The sequence below is a fragment of the Leclercia sp. UBA5076 genome (genome assembly GCF_002416465.1).
Classification (GTDB): domain Bacteria; phylum Pseudomonadota; class Gammaproteobacteria; order Enterobacterales; family Enterobacteriaceae; genus Enterobacter.
The window spans coordinates 133,904-151,031 of sequence record NZ_DIAO01000015.1; the positions used below are offsets into that span (position 1 = coordinate 133,904).

Below are 17,128 nucleotides of genomic sequence, written 5' to 3' on the forward strand. Positions count from 1 at the left end.
AGCATCGCATCAGCACCGACGCAGAAAATGTCTGCTCATTTTGACAAGGTAATGGCTATCAATCACAGGGAGCCGCAAATGAAAATATTCCCCATCCTGTTCTGTTTCATGCTCAGCGGCTGTGTTGTTGGCAATATGGATTCAACCGACTATCAATACGTGCGCTATGCGCAAACGTTTCAGAAGCCAGGTGCTGGCGGTTACACCGATAATGAACAGCGTAAAGCCGATCTCTATAGCTGTGGCGTACCTAAAAATGCCAATCTTGATGATGGTAGCTGGAACGGTGGTAGCGCCCGCCCGGAGCAAACGCTTCAGGAGATCGTTGCCAGGAACGAAAAAATTTCAGGCTGTATGAAAAGTAAAGGCTACAAGGTGTACGGTTACGATGCGTGTGGCCCACTTAAAGCGCCGACCGGCCTTTGCCCTAATTAATACGATTTGTCACCCCAGGATGAAAATATGCGCGAATCCCAGGCTATTTATAATGATATTGGCTCGGTCTTAGTTGCCGCAGCGCCCGATAACGCCGCAACCATCATCGTGCGTGCTGAGCTGTCGCCCGAAAATGATCACTGCAAATGTGAGTTTGATTAGGTGGACAGCACCTCAGGTGAGACAAACTGGTTTACTGCAGGCGCACAGGCCAATGCTGATTTGCTGGACCTTCTGGTTGAGCTGAGGACATTTTTTGTTAATAACATCTCCTCAAAACAGCCTTCGTTCTGGCATGCCTGCGAAATAACGGTCGATGTTGAAACGCTCAGAATCAAGATTGATTTTAAGTATGCTGATTAACAGATAATAATCTCGCACTAAATAAAACTTCAGGACAAATAAATGGGCGACTTAGACGATCTGCATAATAAAATTGGTCAATTACTGGTTGATGCCGGTCCTGCTGAGGCGAAGAAAATCATTGCTCGCGCAAAATTAGCCCAAGATGGCGAGTCCTGTGAATATGAATATGATTATGTTGATCAGCAGGATAACCTGGACTGGTTCGTGCCGGATAAGCTCGCCAGTTATCATCTTCGGCTCCTGTTAGTTAACCTGCGGGACTATTATATTCAGAATAATATGATGCAGGGTAAAGCGCCCTGGACAGGTTGCGATATCACCGTTGAAATACCCGCAGAGAAAATAAGCATCAGCTTTAAATATGACGCCCTACCAATATAGGGGAGGCAAATTCCAGGACTATTCCGGGCTTTAAGATTATTCCCTATTTCATCGCCTGCCAAAAAAACCAACAATTTTATCGCCTTAATTTGCAGTGGAATATCTCCAGCCTGACAGATGGGGATATATGGCATTACACATAAAAAATGACAACAAGGATTACGGAAAATGAAAAAACTCTCTCTGGCGGTATGCGTTGCGGCGAGTCTGTCAAGCGGGGCTGCTCTGGCGGATAATCAGACTGTTTCTGTGGGTTATGCGCAGAGTAACGTTGAAGACTTCAAAAATATCCGCGGCGTGAACGTTCAGTATCGCTACGAGTGGGATTCCCCGGTCAGCCTGATGGGTTCATTTACCTATATGAGCGGCGATCAGGACGAGCATTATTATCTCGCTTCCGACTCCATTAAAAACCACGTCGAAGTGAAATATTACTCTCTGATGGCAGGCCCGGCATATCGCCTGAATGATTTCGTTTCCCTGTATGCGCTGGGCGGCGTGGCACGCGTGAAAGCAGACGGCCACACTACCTGGGTGAACGGCGGCGACAACTATACCCAGCGCGACGGCATCGATGAGAAATCCACCTCTTTCGCTTACGGCGCGGGCGTACAGTTCAACCCAACGCCTGAGCTGGCGATCCACGTCGGTTACGAAGGCACCACTGCCGACCTGGGTGATGATTACGGGATCGACGGCTGGAATGTGGGCGTAGGTTACCGTTTTTAATTGGTGCGGCCTGATGCCGGATGGCGGCGATGCCTTACCCGGCCTACGGTCCGGTGCGGTTGTGCCGGGTGACGGCCATGCCTTACCCGGCCTACGATCCGGTGCGGTTGTGCCGGGTGACGGCCATGCCTTACCCGGCCTACGGGTCAGTGCGGTTGTGCCGGGTGGCGGCGGTGCCTTACCCGGCCAACGGTCTGAGCTTTTTGTAGGCCCGGCAAGCGCAGCGCCGCCGGGCGTTACAAACCGCACTGTGCCTGCATAATATGCTCAATAAACCGCGTGAGTTTCGGCAACGGACGTAGATCCTGACGCCATAACAGGTGCACCGGTCGGGGTTGTGGTGTGTAACCTTCTAAAACACGTATCAGCCGTCCATTCGCCAGCTCATCCGCCACCAGCACCTCCGGTTGCAACAGCAATCCCGCGCCGGCAATCGCCGCCATCCGCAGACCGTATCCGTCGTTACAGCGCAGGATCGCATCGCGCTTCCAGCGCACCTCCCCTTCCACTCCCGGCAGCCGCCACTCGTTGCGTGCGGTCCAGACGGTATGAGAGAGACAAAGATGCTCCACCAGATCGTCCGGCGTTTGCGGCGTGCCGTGGCGGGCTAAGTAGTCCGGCGCGGCGCAGATCACCATCCGGTACGGGCAGAGGTATTTCGCCACCAGATCCTCGGTGTGGATGTCGCCAATGCGGATCGCCAGATCTACCCCCTCCTCCACCAGATCGACCATCCGGTTAGTGAGATCCAGCTCGACGCGCACCTCCGGGAAACGCTGCAAAAAGGTGGCAGTCAGCGGGGCAATCACGCACCCGCCGAACGAGGTGGGCGCAGTCACCCGCAGCGTGCCCGCGGGCGCGGTACGCAGACGCTCCACCGAACGTTCAGCGATGGCGACCTGCTCAATGACCCGCTTTGCCTCTTCGAACCAGACCCGCCCGGCGTCAGTCAGGCTCTGGCGGCGGGTATTGCGCTCCAGCAGCCGGGTGCCAAGCTGCGCCTCCAGCCAGGCGATATACTTCCCGACCATCACCGCCGACATCTCCAGCCGGGCGGCGGCACCGGTAAAGCTGCCGCTCTCCACCACCGCGATAAAGGTCTCCATGCCGCGAAGCTTATCCATATTGCAAACCTCTGGTTAATAATGATCTAACTTTAGCCCAGTTTATCCGCTCTCTGGTTTGTTAAACAATCAAGGCTCACAACACAGAGGAGTCGGCTATGAAAATCGTCATTATTGGTGCCAGCGGTACGGTCGGTCAGGCCGTTACAGAAGAGCTGAGTCGTCGTCATGAAGTCATTCGCGTGGGTCGCACGAAAGGCGATCATCAGGTAGATATCACCTCCCAGGCCAGCGTGCAGGCGCTGTTCGAAAAGATCGGTCCGGTGGATGCGATTGTCTCCGCCAGCGGCGGGCTGCACTTTGGCCCTCTGTCGACCATGACCGACAGCGAGTTTAACCAGGGATTGCAGGACAAATTGCTGGGCCAGGTGCGGCTGGCGCTCACCGGGCAGCACTATCTGAATGAGGGCGGGTCGATCACTTTGATCAGCGGCATCGTCGCCCACGAGCCTATCGCCCAGGGGGTGAATGCCACCACGGTAAACGTCGCGCTGGAAGGCTTTGTCCGCGCCGCCGCCTGCGAACTGCCGCGCGGGATCCGCATCAACCTGATTAGCCCGACGGTACTCACCGAATCGGCTGAAGCCTACGACGGTTTCTTCCCGGGCTTCGAAAGCGTGCCCGCCGTAACGGTCGCCCAGGCCTATCGCCGCAGCGTGGAAGGGGTACAGAGCGGACGGGTGTATCAGGTAGGGTATTGATGGTAACCGGGGCGAGTCGGCCTCGCCCCGTTCAGGTTCAGAGCCTGCGGCGGATTTTTTCCACCATCGCCGCGGTGGAGATCCCGTAGCGGTCGTGCAGGGTCGGCAGCGCTCCGGCGTCGAGGAAGGCGTCCGGCAGCGCGACGGTATCAAAATCGACCTGCACCCGGTTGCGCATCAGCAGTGACGCCACCGCCTCGCACAGGCCACCCACGCTGCTGTGGTTTTCCGCCACTACCACCAGCCTGCCCGGCTTCGCCGCCTGCGCCAGAATGGTCTCCTCGTCCAGCGGCTTGATGGTGGGCGAGTGGAGCACCGCCACGCTGATGTTATCCTTACGCAGCTGCTTCGCCGCTTCCAGCGCCCGCATGGTCATCAGGCCGGAGGCGATAATCAGCACATCGCTCCCCTCCTCCAGCAGCGCGGCTTTGCCGATTTTGAACTGGTAGTTGTACTGGTCCAGCACCACCGGCACCTTGCCGCGCAGCAGGCGCATATAGACCGGGCCATCGTGCTCTGCCATGGCCGGTACCGCCTGCTCGGTGTCTATCGCATCACAGGGATCGATAATCGTCATGCCCGGAATGCCGCGCATAATGGCGAGATCTTCCGTCGCCTGATGGCTGGGGCCGTAACCGGTGGTCAGCCCTGGCAGCGCGGCGCAGATCTTCACGTTCAGGTGCTCTTCGGCAATCACCTGATGAATAAAGTCATAGGCGCGGCGGGTGGCAAACACCGCGTAGGTGGTGGCGAAGGGGATAAAGCCCTCTTTCGCCATCCCGCCCGCGGCGCCCATCAGCAGTTGCTCCGCCATCCCCATCTGGAAGAAGCGCCCGGGGTGTGCCTGGGCAAAGATATGCAGGTCGGTATATTTTGAGAGATCCGCCGTCATGCCGACGATCTCCGGGCGCTGCTCCGCCAGCTTCACCAGCGCGTGGCCGAACGGCGCGGCGCGGGTCTCCTGCCCCTCTTCGGCAATAGAGGCGATCATCGCCGAGGTGGTTAAACGCGGTTTTTTCTCGGTGGTCTGGCTCATCACTGCACTCCTTCCGGTTTGTTCGCGTCCAACACCGCGAGCGCTTTTTGCCACTCGTCAGCATCCACGCGGATAAAATGGTTCTTGTCGCGCTGCTCAAGGAAAGGCACCCCCTTGCCCATCAGGGTGTCGCAGAGAATGACGCGGGGCTGATTCTCCGGATAGCGCTTCGCGTTATCGAACGCCGCCACCAGCGCCGGCGCGTCGTTGCCGTTGACCCGCTGCACGTACCAGCCAAACGAGGTCCACTTATCTTCCAGCGGCTCAAAGCCGAGGATTTTGTGGGAGTTGCCGTCGGCCTGCTGGCGGTTGATATCCACCAGCACGATCAGGTTCGACAGGCCGTGGTGGGCGGCGGACATCGCCGCTTCCCAGGTGGAGCCTTCGTCCAGCTCGCCGTCGGACATGGAATTCACCACCCAGGCATCACTCCCCTTGTGCTTCAGTCCCAGGGCCATGCCCACGCCGATGCTCAGGCCCTGCCCCAGCGAGCCGCCGGAGATCTCCATGCCCGGTGTGTAGGTAGCCATGCCGGACATCGGCAGGCGGCTGTCGTCGGCGCCGTAGGTCTCCAGCTCCTCTTCGGGAATAATGCCCGCCTCGATCAGCGCCGCGTAGCAGGCGATGGCGTAGTGGCCGTGGGAGAGCAGGAAGCGGTCGCGCCCTTCCCACTCCGGCTCGTCGGGCTTAAAGGTCATGCCGTGGGCAAAGGCGGTAGCCAGCACGTCGGCGTAGCCCAGCGCCTGGCCGATATAGCCCTGCCCCTGCACTTCGCCCATCCGCAGGGCATAGCGGCGGATGCGCCACGCGGCGGCAGCGACCTGTTGAATCGTGGTATCAGTCATAATCCTGTCTCCTTAGTGGATCAGCATGCCGCCGTTGACGTCGAGGGTGATGCCGGTGGAGTAAGAGGAGAGATCGCTGCCGAGGAACAGCGCGGCGCGGGCGATATCCTGCGCGTCGCCGAGGCGGTTAAGCGGAATGCCTGCCAGAATGGCGGTTTTCATCTCGTCCGAAAGTTTGCCCGCGGTGATGTCGGTCTGGATCAGCCCCGGGGTGATGCAGTTAACCCGCACGTTATCCGGCCCCAGCTCGCGGGCCATCGCCTTCGCCAGCCCCAGCACGCCCGCTTTGGCGGCGCTGTAGTGCGGCCCGCCGAAGATGCCGCCGCCGCGCTGGGCCGACACCGAGGAGATGCAGACGATGCTGCCGGACTGCTGGCCGCGCATGGTGGGGATAACGGCCTGAGACATTAAGAGCGTGCCGCGCAGGCTGACATCCAGCACCGCGTCATAGTTTTCCCGCTTAATATCCATCAGCTTGATCGGCTGGGTGATGCCGGCGTTATTCACCAGAATATCGATGCGCCCGTATTTGCCCAGCACCTGCTCGATGGCGGCATTAACCTGCAGCTCGTTGCTGACGTTCGCCGCCAGCGCCAGATGCCCCTCGCCCAGGCTTGCCGCCGCCTGCTTGCTGGCCTCTGCATCTAAATCAATAATGACCACTTTCGCGCCCTGTTCGGCATAGAGTTTTGCCGTAGCGAAACCCAAACCGCGTGCGGAAGCCGCGCCGGTAATAACGGCGACTTTATCTTTCAGTAGCATATATTTACTCCAAAATATTGAGAGGTGTTTAATTTATTATTTCGGTTCTTCCAGCAGGGTAATCATTAATAAGCCAACGGCTGCGCAAATACCGAAATAAATAAAGACAGAATTAAAACTTCCTGTTTTATCCAGCAGATAACCCGCCAGCATGGGCGAAACAAATCCGCCGAGATTACCGCCGCTATTAATAATGGATGCGGCGATGGGATAGGTTTTACTGTCCGCCACCGCCATGCCGTAGGCGGTAAAAGCGGGCCAGCCGATATTCAGGCACAGGCCAACGAAGAACAGCCCCACGCACACCGCCACGGTGCTTTGCGGAATATTGAGCATGATGACCATCATTAATACGGTGCTGATAGCGGTAAACATCATGGTCGGCTTGCGTCGGCGGCCCAGGAGCTTGTCCGACACGTAGCCGCCGAAAATCGCCCCGATAAAGCCGCCGATGCAGGGCATGCTGGCGACCAGCCCCATGCTCATGAAGGTAAAGCCTTTCTCTTTGACCAGGTAGAGCGGGATCCAGGTCAGCAGGCCGTAGAGCACGCTCACCATCATGAAGTAGGCCACGCAGTCGCCAAGAATATTCTTCGAGGTGAAGAGACCTTTTACCGTCTCTATCGGGGCCAGCTCGCGCACGCGGATCAACCGGTCGAGGCGGTTGAAGCGCGGTTCAATCACGATATTTTCCCGCCGGGTTTCCGCTGCGTTTTGCCCCCCGACGATGGTCTCCAACTCAGCTTTAGAGACCATCGGGCTCTCTGCGGGACGGGTGCGCACCAGCAGATACCAGAGCACGGCAATCACCAGCCCCGGAATGGCGAAGGAGAAAAAGACCCAGCGCCAGCCCCAGGTCATGGCGATCCACACCGCCAGCGGCGGCACCAGAATGGGGGCGAACATGGTAGCGGCGATATAGACGCCGGTGGCGGTCGCTTTCTCCTTCGGCGGGAACCAGTTATTGATGGTGGAGGCCAGCCCCACCGGGCAGGGGCCTTCCGTCAGGCCCAGCCCGAGGCGGATAAACTTCAGCCCCAGCACCGAGGTGGCGGTGCCCATCAGCCAGGTGAAAGCAGAGAAGCCAAATATCGACAGGGCCACCATGCCGCGAATGCCTTTTTTAGCAATAAAAAAGCCCGCCGGGATCTGGCTCAGGGCATAGCCTAAAAAAAACATGCTGGCGATGGCGCCGGCCTCGAAATTATTGATATGAAATTCATCGATGATAAAGGGAAGCACGGCGCCAATATTGGTTCTGTCTGCATAATTAATGGCATACACAATAAATATTAACGCCAGCACCACGAAGCGGTAATTGGTTTTTTTAGTGGCTATGTAGGGGACAGCTTGTTCTATACGAGACATGTTTTACCTCATTATTCGAACAACGTGAGTCGTTTTAATTTCGCGTTCAAACTCAATATATCGGCTTACGTTTGAAACACCATTCAATAAAACTCATTTATTGCTGAGATAAATTTGATTCGCGAAGCGCGTCATAAAAATAACGGCTTCGTTTATGGGGATATAGGTTTTTTAAAAATGTGGCGGGGATCCTGTTTAATCCATTCAGCCGCAATAATATTGCCGGTGCAGGGTCAGAATGTTATGTTTTTTTACCGCAACATCTTCAAGGAGGACCGGTTATGCCCGCACAGGATCGCCAGACGCTCCCCATCCCTTCGCTGCGAAACATTCAGTCTTTTATCGCGGTCGCCAACTCCCTGAGCATTCACCTGGCGGCCGAGCAGCTTAACGTCACCCCCTCGGCGGTGAGCCATCAGATCGCCTCCCTGGAGTCCTGGATGGGCAAAAAGCTGTTTATCCGCAGCGGCAAGGGGGTCACCCTTACGCCTACCGGAGAGAAGTATCTGCGGGAGGTCTCGGCGGCCATGAGCGCCATCGGGCGCGCCACCGAGCAGGTGATCAAAGAGAAGGAGAACGCTGTGCTGCGCGTGCACTCCTCCCCGACCTTCGGTTTATCCTGGCTGCTGCGCCGCCTGGGCAAGTTCCGCGCCGAATATCCCGATATCATCCTCAACCTCACCTGCTCTTATGAGAACCTGCAGTTCGCCCGGGATAATATCGACATCGACATTCGCCACGGCATCCCGGACTGGGACGCCTACCGGGTGATGACCATTAAAAATGACGCGCTGGTGGTGCTGGCCTCGCCCGATTACCTGCGCGAGCATCCGGTACAGTCACCGCAGGATCTCTTACAGCAGGCGCTGATTTCATCCACCAGCACCCTGGTGAACTGGGAGAAGTGGTTTGCCTGGCACAATATCGACCGGCCCTGGCTCAACTTCAGCCTGAGCTTCGATCGCTCCTATATGAGCTTCGAGGCGGCGCGCATGGGGCTGGGATTTATTCTTGAAAGCAAAATGATGGCCACCGATCATCTGAACGATGGCTCGCTGGTGCAGGTGCTGCCGGACAGCATGGGGATCGCCATAAACGCCCATCATCTGGTGATGCCGCACATGAACGAGCGTAGCTGGAAGATCCAGCAGTTTGTCGAGTGGATCGACCGGGAGTTGCGGCTGTCGGGGTATCACCTGTAACGCCGGGTGGCGGCTTCGCCTTACCCGGCCTACAGAACGTGCGGTCTGATGCCCTTCCCCACAGAGCTGAGGAACCCCCGGTAATTTAATTGCCTTTAAAGCAATGAAATGATCACATAAAAATTAGGAACTTAAAACGGCTCCCTGGTCCGGCTGAAAATCGCCGAAGCGTTTCCGGAAGGCCGGGGCGAGGTTTGCTTTTACCTCGTAGGCCGGGTAAGGCGTAGCCGCCACCCGGCTTCACATCACCCTACCGTGCCCCACACCAGATTCCCGTTATGGAAGGTCGCGGTACGCGGAGAAATTCGCGCCACCGCTTCGGCGGAGCAGGAGGCGTCCACCAGCACAAAGCTGGCGGCATCCTGCGCCTTCGGCCATACGCGTTCGCCTTTGTCGTTCAGCGGCAGCACGTCGCCGGTGGCGATACCCAGCGCGCGGGAGAGCGTCTGCTCGTTCGGGCGAATGTAGAGCTGGGCGTAGAGATTCGCTTTTTCCAGCATGTCCCCCAGGCCATACGGCGACCAGTGGTCGATCACGCTGTCGGTCCCGGTCATGACAAACACGCCTTTGTCACGCAGCTGCCTGAGCGGCATGTGGAGCGTGCCAATCGGCACCGTGGAGGCGATCGTCACCTGCTGCGCCGCCATGCGGGTGGCGATCTCATCCACCTGCTGTTCGTTCATCGTCGCCAGCGCAAAGGCGTGGCTGATGGTCAGCTTGCCCTTCAGTTCCGGGGTCTTCTCTACGGTCTGCACCATGTAGTTCACCGCCGCCACCCCCGCCGGGCTGGTTTCGTGCAGGTGGATATCCACCCCTTTGTCGTAATCGAGCGCAATCTGGAACATCAGGTCGAGGGATTTCTCCATCGCGCCGTCAACGCTGGTGGGATCCAGCCCGCCGACGTAGTGCGCCCCGGCCTGCATCGCCTCACGCATCAGCTTTTCAGCGTTTGAGAGCAACAGGCCGTGCTGCGGGAAGGCGACAATCTCACAGTCAAACCCGGGTTTACGCCGGGCCAGTACCGCCTGTAAATTTTCCAGGTTTTTTAGCCCGGAGGTCGGCTCGATATTGCAGTGGCTGCGGGCGATGGTGGAGCCCTTCGACTGGATCAGGTCGATCAGTTTTTCCGCCCGCTCCTGGGTATAAGGTTGCAGCTCCGGGAGCAGCTTTTGCTCCAGGCGGATCATATCCTGAATGGTAGTGCCCGCCGGGCGGTTGAGCGAGCGCCACGGGCCGCCGTAGAAGGTCTTATCCAGATGGATGTGCATATCGCGCATCGCCGGTAACAGCAGTTTGCCGCCCGCATCGTAGTGCGGCAGCGTGGCGTCGGCGTGGCTGTTGTTGTCGCGCAGGGCAGCGATCTTGCCCTCCTTGATCTCCAGCGTTTTCAGTTCGGTGCGGGTGCTGACGGCCACGTCGCCGTCGACGTTAAACCCGGCCTCCAGCAGCACGTTGTCCAGATAGTAGTGTGTCGCGGTGATGTTCATCGGTTTGCCCGTCTCGCAGGTCGCTTTTGCGGTGTCAGCAGCATACGCGACGGAGCCAGCAGTGCCAAACAGGGCGCAGGCGGTTGCAGCGGTGGCGATTTTGCCGCTCTGGCTGAGAAACTCCCGGCGGCTTTTATTCTCACTCATTGTCTTGTCCTTTTACTTACGCATTCACACAGCGGGCGGGAAGCCCGCCAGGGTTAAGCCACAATATGGGTCCCGGTTTCACCACGCAGGGCTGCGGGCAGGCAGTCCGGCGAGGTGATGATCACCCGCTTGCCGCCGTGGTGCAGAAATTCCAGCGAGGCCATAATTTTCGGCAGCATACTGCCCGCCGGGAAGTGCCCCTCTTCCATATAGCGCGTCATCTGCGCCACGTTGACGGTGTCCAGCGCCTGCTGGTCTGGCTTGCCGAAGTTAATGCACACTCTCTCCACCCCGGTAGTGATCACCAGCACGTCGGCGCGGATCTCACGCGCCAGCAGCGCGGTAGAGAGATCTTTGTCGATCACCGCATCCACACTCTGGTAGTCGCCCTGTTCGGTACGCACCACCGGAATGCCGCCACCGCCCGCGCCAATCACCACAAAGCCTCTTTGCGTCAGGGCCTTGATGGCGTCCGCCTCAACGATGCGTAGCGGCTGGGGCGAGGCCACCACCCGGCGGTATCCGCGCCCGGAATCCTCGACGAAATGCCAGTCGGGATGGGCGCGTTGCAGCTCATCCCGCTGCGTCTCGCTGAAAAACGCCCCGATGGGCTTGGCAGGATGGGTAAAGCCGGGATCGTTTTTATCCACCTCCACCTGGGTGACCACCGTGACCGCTTTCTGCTCCCCGCGGGCGGCAAGGCGGTTGTTGAGCGCCTGCTGGATCAGGTAGCCGATGCCGCCCTGGGTATCGGCCACGCAGTTCGCCAGCGGGGTCAGCGGCAGCCCTTCCCGTTCGTGGGCAATCTCGGCGCGGCGCAGATCCAGCCCCACCTGCGGGCCGTTGCCGTGGGTGAGGACGATGTCGTAGTCCGAGGCCAGCATCTCCAGCACCGACTCGGCCACCGCTTTCACCGCCTGCGCCTGGTGCTCAATCGACTGGCTGGCGTTATCTTTGATAATGCTGTTGCCGCCAATGGCAACGACCATAAGCTCTTTCATACGTTGTCCTTTATAACGGTGCCCGACGTCGCGCTTGCCGCTTCGCGGCTATCCAGAACATGCTTCAGCACAAACATGCCGCTCATCATCAGGTAAGCCAGCACAAAGGTCAGCGAACTGCCCTCAGCAAAGCCCACCACCGGAGCGTGGATCACCCCGAACAGCGCCAGCAGCGCACCGACCGCAGCGGCAACGGCACCGCGCAACGGCTTGTTGACGATGGCGAAGATGGCGATACAGCCCCACAGCATGCTGGCGAGCGGTGCGCCGTTACCCAGGTGCATCAGCCCTTCGTAGTAAATGCCCTTGCTGTGCAGCACGTCGGTGCCGATTTTCGCCGCGTTGGTGCCCGCCGCGCCCATCACGCTGTTCATCATGGTCAGCGCCCAGTTGGCGATCCACGGGAAGAGACAGATAAAGATGACAGGCACCTCCACTTTGGGCGTCTCCCTCACCACCTGGTTGGCGGTAACCACGCCGATAAAGACCAGAATCGGCACAATGGCGGTCATTGGGATGATGGCGAGCATAAAGGCTCCCAGCCCGAACAGCGGCACGATGAACATGGTGACGCCGGAGGCCAGCGTGTAGCCGATGCTGGCCCCCATCGCTTTCCAGCCCGCGTGGCCGACGTAGACCGTTACCGGGAACGGGTTCCCCATCAGGCAGCCGAGCATGGACGAGAGCCCGTTGGCCAGCATCACCTTGCGGGTCGGGTACTCATCCCCCGCCGCGTGGGCGCTTTCGATGTTCTCCAGGTCAAAGATGTAGTTGGCCAGCCCCAGCGGCACGGCAGAGGCCAGATACGGCAGGGCGTGCGGCAGGCCCTGCATAAAGCTGTCGATATGCACTTCCGGCGGGTTAAAGCCGAAGGAGGACATCGACGCCTTGATCGCTTCCGGGCTTTGCAGGCCGGAGATCCACGCCAGGGCCGTACCGGCGATCAGCAGCAGGAGACCGGTGGGGATGCGGGCGAAGATCGGCTTTTTGCCGAACCAGTTGATGAAGATCAGCAGCAGGACGATAAAGGAGACCGTCGGCGCTTCGAACGCCTGCAACATCGGGTTCATCGCCAGCAGCAGCAGACCCAGACCGGAGAGGCACGAGAGCAGCACGGTACGCGGGATCATCTTGCGGATGGTTTCGCCGAGGAAGGAACCGCCCGCGAGGATCATCGCCTCCACGAAGCACCACACCAGACCAATCTGGATGGCGAAATCCGCGTCACCGGTCTGCTGGTAGACCGGCATCAGCACCAGAAAAGTGACGGTGAAGATCGAGGGCGCGCTCGGCCCCGACGGCAGCGCAGTCACGTCGTTACGCCCGGTCTGGCGCGCCATCTGCAGACCAAACCACGCGTAGCAGACGCTCGCCACCAGCACCGCCAGCCCGAAGGCTGGCGCAATACGTCCATAAACAATCTCTTTCGGGATGCCGACGACAAAAATGAGCAGCCCCATCATGGTCAGCAGGTTCGTCAGGTTGTTGGTCATCAACCCGAAGTACGCCGCCCAGTCACCTCTTTTCCACTCCAGTTTCATGCTTTTCATGGATGCTTACCTTAAAGGAAGTAGCGATCGCGGAAGGCCAACAGCGCCTTTTCAAAACAGCTAAACGGCGGGTGAACGATGCCCGCCCCAATCATGCCGATGCCCGCATCTTTATGGGCGATGGCGGTGTTAATGACCGGCAGAATACCGCTGCCCGCCACGCGGGTGATGTCGATGGCGGTAGGAACGCCCATAAACGAGAGCAGCGGAATGGTGACGTTCGGGTTTTCGCCGAGGGTGATCTCGCGCATCTGGCGGGAGAAGTCGATGGCCTCTTCCACCGTGCCGCCCACCAGGGCGACAATCGCCGGGGCCGTCGCCATGGCAAAGCCACCGATGCCGTAGGTTTCGGTGATGGCGCTGTCCCCGATATCCAGCCCGGAGTCTTCCGGCCTGTAGCCCGCGAACATCGGGCCAATCACCTGCTGCGCCGGACCGGTGAACCACTGCCCCGGCAGGCCGGAGACGCGCAGGCCGAACTCGTAGCCGTTGCGCGCCATGGTGGTGACTACGGTGCTGTACTCGATGCCGTGGGCAGCGTCCAGCGCGGCTTTACACATCGCCATCCAGGTTGGGCCGGAGAAGTAGTCGCTGCTGGCGACAAACTCAAACACCTCGCGCTGCTGCTCTACCGGGTAGCCCGCCTGGATCAGCCCCGGCGTCAGCGCCTGAATCAGCAGCGTGGTGCCCGCGTTATTACGGTTGTGGCACTCGTCACCCATGTGCAGTGCCTGGGCCAGCATCAGGCGCAGATCGATTTCGCCGATGATCTTCATGGCGTCGCGCAGCATCGGGCCGAGCACGTCGCGCATCCAGTTCAGGCGGTCGATGACGCTCTGGTCGTTGGCCCCCATGCGCAGGATCTTCGCCATCTGCTCGCTGAGGTTGGTGAAGGCGCGGTTGCCGTAGGTTTTGTTCTCGACGATATGCATAAACATCGACGCCGAGGTGACGCCCGCCATCGACCCCACGCAGTCGTGCTCGTGACACGGCGAGAAGGTGATCTCGCCTGAGGCGGCCAATTGCGCCGCCTCTTCCAGATCTCTGGCTAAGCCTTCAAATACCAGCGCACCGGTGACCGCCCCTCTCATCGCCCCGCACATGTTCTCCCAGGCCACCGGCGGGCCGGCGTGCAGAATGGTGGTGCGGGTCATCCCTGGCACGACGTTGATCGCCTGATCAAAGCCCACCAGCACCGGATGGGACTGGATAATGCGCTCCAGCGCAACCTTGTTAGCCGCGGCGATTTTCTCCGCCAGCGAGTTTTCTGCCAGCTGATCGAGGGCCTCAACGACCTGCATATTGCCCTGCCCCGGCGGGGTCCAGTCGAGATGGGTGACCGGGACGTGCTGCTTCTTCAGATCGTCGCTGAACAGGGCGATGCCGACGTTAATGACGTTCAGCGGCTGGTTAAATAAGGTGGTCATCAGGCTTTCTCTCCTTTGAAGACAAATTCACGTGCCAGTAATCCGGTGTTGGTGCTGCTGCTGGCCCAGATGACGCCCGCGTCGGTGAGCCGCTGGCACTGCTGCGCCAGCGACTGGGGATCCTGGTCGGTGCCAAGCACATAGCCGAGGATGACCAGCGGGCGGTGATCGGCCTTCGCGATCGCCTGCGCCTCCTGGATCGCCTCGATCATCACCCCTACCGGATCGTCATGCGATCCAAAGCCGAGGACGAAATCCATCACGATCACGCCTACTTCCGGATCGCGTGCCTCCTGCAACAGGCGGCTGATGCGGTTGGTCGGATCGATCATCGGGTGCGGTTTGCCGTTGGTGAAATCGTCATCGCCGAAATCGAGGAAGGTATGGGCCTGGCTGACGTTGATGTCCTTCAGGCGCTTAGCCGGGTCCGGCTGGATGTTGCTGTAGACCTCGTCATATTTCTCCAGCGCGGCGAACATCGCTTCGTCGCACAGGGTGCCGCCGCAGAAGAGGCCGCGAATGTACTTCTGCTGCGGGGTGAGATGGGCGCGCACCTCTTCAATCAGCGGCCAGTTGAGCGGGTGCAGATCGAGGGACTCTTGTTTGATGCCGGTGAGCAGCACCGCCTTCAGCGCCGCCTCTTTGGTGCCGCGGGCAAACTGTAATCCCGCTTCATCGGCAGGCGGCTCGTTGCGACCAAGGAAACAGACTACGACCGGTTTGCGGCAGGCGCGGGCGCGGGCCAGCACTTTCTCGGCCACCGCAGGCGCTGGCGGCTTGGAGATCAGGGCGATGACCTGGGTGGCCTCGTCCGCTTCCAGCATGGCGATAGCATCCAGCATCATCAGGCCGCCGATTTTTTCACTCAGATCGCGGCCGCCGGTGCCGATCAGCTGGGAGATGCCGCCGCCGAATTCGTGGATGCGCGCGCTCAGCTCCTGGCTGCCGGTGCCGGAGGCGCCGACGATGCCAATGGATCCGCGACGGACCGCGTTGGCGAAGCAGAGCCCTGCCCCGTTAATGATGGCGGTGCCGCAGTCCGGCCCCATCATTAACAGTCCTTTTTCGTGGGCCAGTTGCTTGAGCGCCAGCTCGTCGTCGAGGGAGACGTTATCCGAGAAGAGCATTACGTTGAGGTTGTTCTCCAGCGCCTGGCGCGCCTCACGGGCGGCAAAGGTGCCGTTGACCGAAATCACCGCCAGGTTGGCGTCCGGGCGGTGGGTTTTGGCGCTGGCGAGCGTGGCGTAGCGCGATTCGTGTGAGCCTGCGCGCTCCTTGCGGGTAAACAGCGCCTCGATGGCGGCCAGCGTCTCGTCGTTGGCGGCCTCACCTTTAATCACGATCATCAGATCGCCGTTTTTGGCGTCTTCTAATTCCGGCGTCAGCAGACCGAGATTTTTTAATACGCCTTTATTCATTTCGGTGGCCATAGCAACAAAGGCCTGCTCCACGCCGGGCAATTTGTTGGCTTTGGTGGAAACCGACATCAGCGAAACAGAATCAAAATAGGTATTCTTTCTTATCACGATTTTGGTGGGCATTACGTCCTCCTGAATGCGGGCAAAAGGGGGCCACATCACGCCCGAAGGCATGACGGCAAGAGCTATTTTTAATTCAGGCCAGCGCGAAACGGCTGGCCGGGAGTATTACGCGCCGGCGGCGATCAGCAGGTCGGCAATTTCGCTGAAGCCTTTTTCCCGCGCCAGTTCGAGGGGGGATTTGCCGTATTTATCGGTCATATGCGGGTTGGCGCCGTGGTCGAGCAGCAGCTTCACAATCGCCTGCTGGCGAGGGCCGCCGTCATTTAACACAATGGCTTCGAGCAGCGGGGTCCAGCCGACAAAGTTGGTGTGGTTAACGTTGATGTCGGTGCGGGCCAGCAGCTCCTGCACCACCTCCAGATGCCCTTTCTCGCTGGCCGGGGTGATCCCCACCCCGCCAAAACGGGTCAGCCTGTCGAGATCCGGGTTGGCCGGTAGCACAAGACGCAGCAGGGTGAGATCGTTGGTCAGGCAGCTAATCAGGAACGGGTTGAAACAGGTCTGATCCTGCTGGTCGATATTTGCGCCAGCGGCAATCAGCCGCTCCACGCAGGAATAGTGTTTATTCAGACTGGCGATAATAATGGCGGTTCTTTTCTGCCGGTTGGTGGCATTTATATCCACCCCTTTTTCCAGACAGGCGTTTAATGCCTCGACATTCCCCTGTTCGGCGGCTAACAGAAATTCAGTAACGAGTTCATTGCTGGACATATCCACACTCCGGGTTTTCCTTTCTGATGGAGTGAGCATAGCAATGGCCTGGTCAGAAAAGAATCCGCTTAAAAATGATTCATCGACAGGCAATTCATTGTTGAGATAAATTTAACAGTCCGGTCAAAACGTGCGTCCGTGCAATCTTTTTCTTATCTTTGGCCGCGTTTTTACCGCCCGCGCTGCATTCTGCTTATGGTTAACGAGCCCTTGCCCGGCGGGGCTCGCAGCAATTTCGCAGAACTGTGACCGGCATCAAATGAGTTGTAACCGCGTTGTTAAAATATGTTCAAAACTGATGGGTGCCAGGAGCCA

19 protein-coding genes are annotated in these 17,128 nt (G+C 58.9%); 8 read left to right on the plus strand and 11 right to left on the minus strand.

Annotated elements, in window-relative coordinates; translation table 11 throughout:
* The first annotated feature begins 78 nt into the window (after positions 1-78).
* From B3X29_RS15585 to B3X29_RS15610, 6 genes are all read left to right on the plus strand, one after another.
* Positions 79-435 (plus strand): hypothetical protein, encoded by a 357-nt coding sequence (locus B3X29_RS15585; protein WP_103822626.1) that lies wholly within the window; start codon positions 79-81, stop codon positions 433-435.
* 27 nt (positions 436-462) lie between these two features.
* A complete protein-coding gene (locus B3X29_RS15590; RefSeq protein ID WP_259935557.1) occupies positions 463-597 on the plus strand; it encodes a hypothetical protein in 135 nt (44 codons plus the stop codon).
* Positions 598-798: a hypothetical protein gene (locus tag B3X29_RS15595; protein ID WP_231736552.1), complete on the plus strand. Its 201-nt coding sequence runs from the start codon at positions 598-600 to the stop codon at positions 796-798.
* Positions 799-840: 42 nt separating this feature from the next.
* Positions 841-1,182, plus strand: a complete 342-nt coding sequence (locus B3X29_RS15600) for a hypothetical protein (protein WP_159340338.1) — start codon at positions 841-843, stop codon at positions 1,180-1,182.
* Between the two features lie 168 nt (positions 1,183-1,350).
* Positions 1,351-1,911, plus strand: a complete 561-nt coding sequence (locus tag B3X29_RS15605) for an Ail/Lom family outer membrane beta-barrel protein (protein ID WP_159340339.1) — start codon at positions 1,351-1,353, stop codon at positions 1,909-1,911.
* A 20-nt stretch (positions 1,912-1,931) separates the two neighbouring features.
* Positions 1,932-2,120 (plus strand): hypothetical protein, encoded by a 189-nt coding sequence (locus tag B3X29_RS15610; RefSeq protein ID WP_159340340.1) that lies wholly within the window; start codon positions 1,932-1,934, stop codon positions 2,118-2,120.
* Positions 2,121-2,147: 27 nt separating this feature from the next.
* Here the strand turns inward: B3X29_RS15610 and B3X29_RS15615 are convergent, their stop codons facing one another.
* Complete coding sequence (locus B3X29_RS15615) at positions 2,148-3,035, minus strand: LysR family transcriptional regulator (protein ID WP_103180842.1); 888 nt, start codon at positions 3,033-3,035, stop codon at positions 2,148-2,150.
* A 98-nt stretch (positions 3,036-3,133) separates the two neighbouring features.
* On the opposite strand from B3X29_RS15615, the gene B3X29_RS15620 reads away from it, so the two are divergent.
* Entirely contained in the window at positions 3,134-3,736 is a 603-nt protein-coding gene (locus tag B3X29_RS15620) for a short chain dehydrogenase (protein WP_290557505.1), read from the plus strand.
* A gap of 37 nt (positions 3,737-3,773) precedes the next feature.
* On the opposite strand, the gene B3X29_RS15625 is transcribed toward B3X29_RS15620, so the two are convergent.
* From B3X29_RS15625 to B3X29_RS15640, 4 genes are read right to left on the minus strand one after another with little or no spacing between them, the layout of a single operon-like run.
* Positions 3,774-4,772 carry a transketolase family protein gene (locus B3X29_RS15625; protein ID WP_159340341.1) on the minus strand — a complete coding sequence of 333 codons (999 nt, stop codon included), beginning with the start codon at positions 4,770-4,772 and terminating at the stop codon, positions 3,774-3,776.
* Positions 4,772-5,617 carry a transketolase gene (locus tag B3X29_RS15630; protein WP_156655136.1) on the minus strand — a complete coding sequence of 282 codons (846 nt, stop codon included), beginning with the start codon at positions 5,615-5,617 and terminating at the stop codon, positions 4,772-4,774. The genes B3X29_RS15625 and B3X29_RS15630 overlap by 1 nt, the downstream gene beginning before the upstream one ends.
* 12 nt (positions 5,618-5,629) lie before the next feature.
* On the minus strand, positions 5,630-6,379 hold the full coding sequence (locus B3X29_RS15635; RefSeq protein WP_159340342.1) for an SDR family NAD(P)-dependent oxidoreductase: 750 nt from the start codon (positions 6,377-6,379) through the stop codon (positions 5,630-5,632).
* Between the two features lie 36 nt (positions 6,380-6,415).
* Positions 6,416-7,747, minus strand: a complete 1,332-nt coding sequence (locus B3X29_RS15640) for an MFS transporter (protein WP_103180847.1) — start codon at positions 7,745-7,747, stop codon at positions 6,416-6,418.
* Between the two features lie 281 nt (positions 7,748-8,028).
* On the opposite strand from B3X29_RS15640, the gene B3X29_RS15645 reads away from it, so the two are divergent.
* On the plus strand, positions 8,029-8,949 hold the full coding sequence (locus B3X29_RS15645) for a LysR substrate-binding domain-containing protein (RefSeq protein WP_103180848.1): 921 nt from the start codon (positions 8,029-8,031) through the stop codon (positions 8,947-8,949).
* A 245-nt stretch (positions 8,950-9,194) separates the two neighbouring features.
* On the opposite strand, the gene B3X29_RS15650 is transcribed toward B3X29_RS15645, so the two are convergent.
* The 6 genes from B3X29_RS15650 to B3X29_RS15675 all read right to left on the minus strand — a co-directional run bounded on the left by B3X29_RS15650 (position 9,195) and on the right by B3X29_RS15675 (position 16,813).
* Positions 9,195-10,583 carry an amidohydrolase family protein gene (locus B3X29_RS15650; RefSeq protein WP_159340343.1) on the minus strand — a complete coding sequence of 463 codons (1,389 nt, stop codon included), beginning with the start codon at positions 10,581-10,583 and terminating at the stop codon, positions 9,195-9,197.
* A 53-nt stretch (positions 10,584-10,636) separates the two neighbouring features.
* Entirely contained in the window at positions 10,637-11,584 is a 948-nt protein-coding gene (locus B3X29_RS15655; RefSeq protein ID WP_159340344.1) for a carbamate kinase family protein, read from the minus strand.
* Entirely contained in the window at positions 11,581-13,134 is a 1,554-nt protein-coding gene (locus B3X29_RS15660) for a xanthine permease (protein WP_156655140.1), read from the minus strand. Before B3X29_RS15660 ends, B3X29_RS15655 begins: the two co-directional genes overlap by 4 nt.
* 11 nt (positions 13,135-13,145) lie before the next feature.
* Complete coding sequence (locus B3X29_RS15665) at positions 13,146-14,561, minus strand: DUF1116 domain-containing protein (RefSeq protein WP_180209179.1); 1,416 nt, start codon at positions 14,559-14,561, stop codon at positions 13,146-13,148.
* On the minus strand, positions 14,561-16,102 hold the full coding sequence (gene fdrA, locus B3X29_RS15670) for an acyl-CoA synthetase FdrA (RefSeq protein ID WP_103180853.1): 1,542 nt from the start codon (positions 16,100-16,102) through the stop codon (positions 14,561-14,563). The genes B3X29_RS15665 and fdrA overlap by 1 nt, the downstream gene beginning before the upstream one ends.
* Before the next feature lie 105 nt (positions 16,103-16,207).
* Positions 16,208-16,813 carry an ankyrin repeat domain-containing protein gene (locus tag B3X29_RS15675; RefSeq protein WP_103180854.1) on the minus strand — a complete coding sequence of 202 codons (606 nt, stop codon included), beginning with the start codon at positions 16,811-16,813 and terminating at the stop codon, positions 16,208-16,210.
* Positions 16,814-17,128: the final 315 nt, after the last annotated feature.

What these genes read in the sequence shown, in the direction of transcription:
- B3X29_RS15585 (WP_103822626.1), top strand. Translation starts at nt 79, where the DNA reads ATGAAAATATTCCCCATCCTGTTCTGTTTCATGCTCAGCGGCTGTGTT.
- B3X29_RS15590 (WP_259935557.1), top strand. Translation starts at nt 463, where the DNA reads ATGCGCGAATCCCAGGCTATTTATAATGATATTGGCTCGGTCTTAGTT.
- B3X29_RS15600 (WP_159340338.1), top strand. Translation starts at nt 841, where the DNA reads ATGGGCGACTTAGACGATCTGCATAATAAAATTGGTCAATTACTGGTT.
- B3X29_RS15605 (WP_159340339.1), top strand. Translation starts at nt 1,351, where the DNA reads ATGAAAAAACTCTCTCTGGCGGTATGCGTTGCGGCGAGTCTGTCAAGC.
- B3X29_RS15610 (WP_159340340.1), top strand. Translation starts at nt 1,932, where the DNA reads ATGGCGGCGATGCCTTACCCGGCCTACGGTCCGGTGCGGTTGTGCCGG.
- B3X29_RS15615 (WP_103180842.1), bottom strand. Translation starts at nt 3,035, where the DNA reads ATGGATAAGCTTCGCGGCATGGAGACCTTTATCGCGGTGGTGGAGAGC.
- B3X29_RS15620 (WP_290557505.1), top strand. Translation starts at nt 3,134, where the DNA reads ATGAAAATCGTCATTATTGGTGCCAGCGGTACGGTCGGTCAGGCCGTT.
- B3X29_RS15625 (WP_159340341.1), bottom strand. Translation starts at nt 4,772, where the DNA reads ATGAGCCAGACCACCGAGAAAAAACCGCGTTTAACCACCTCGGCGATG.
- B3X29_RS15630 (WP_156655136.1), bottom strand. Translation starts at nt 5,617, where the DNA reads ATGACTGATACCACGATTCAACAGGTCGCTGCCGCCGCGTGGCGCATC.
- B3X29_RS15635 (WP_159340342.1), bottom strand. Translation starts at nt 6,379, where the DNA reads ATGCTACTGAAAGATAAAGTCGCCGTTATTACCGGCGCGGCTTCCGCA.
- B3X29_RS15640 (WP_103180847.1), bottom strand. Translation starts at nt 7,747, where the DNA reads ATGTCTCGTATAGAACAAGCTGTCCCCTACATAGCCACTAAAAAAACC.
- B3X29_RS15645 (WP_103180848.1), top strand. Translation starts at nt 8,029, where the DNA reads ATGCCCGCACAGGATCGCCAGACGCTCCCCATCCCTTCGCTGCGAAAC.
- B3X29_RS15650 (WP_159340343.1), bottom strand. Translation starts at nt 10,583, where the DNA reads ATGAGTGAGAATAAAAGCCGCCGGGAGTTTCTCAGCCAGAGCGGCAAA.
- B3X29_RS15655 (WP_159340344.1), bottom strand. Translation starts at nt 11,584, where the DNA reads ATGAAAGAGCTTATGGTCGTTGCCATTGGCGGCAACAGCATTATCAAA.
- B3X29_RS15660 (WP_156655140.1), bottom strand. Translation starts at nt 13,134, where the DNA reads ATGAAAAGCATGAAACTGGAGTGGAAAAGAGGTGACTGGGCGGCGTAC.
- B3X29_RS15665 (WP_180209179.1), bottom strand. Translation starts at nt 14,561, where the DNA reads ATGACCACCTTATTTAACCAGCCGCTGAACGTCATTAACGTCGGCATC.
- fdrA (WP_103180853.1), bottom strand. Translation starts at nt 16,102, where the DNA reads ATGCCCACCAAAATCGTGATAAGAAAGAATACCTATTTTGATTCTGTT.
- B3X29_RS15675 (WP_103180854.1), bottom strand. Translation starts at nt 16,813, where the DNA reads ATGTCCAGCAATGAACTCGTTACTGAATTTCTGTTAGCCGCCGAACAG.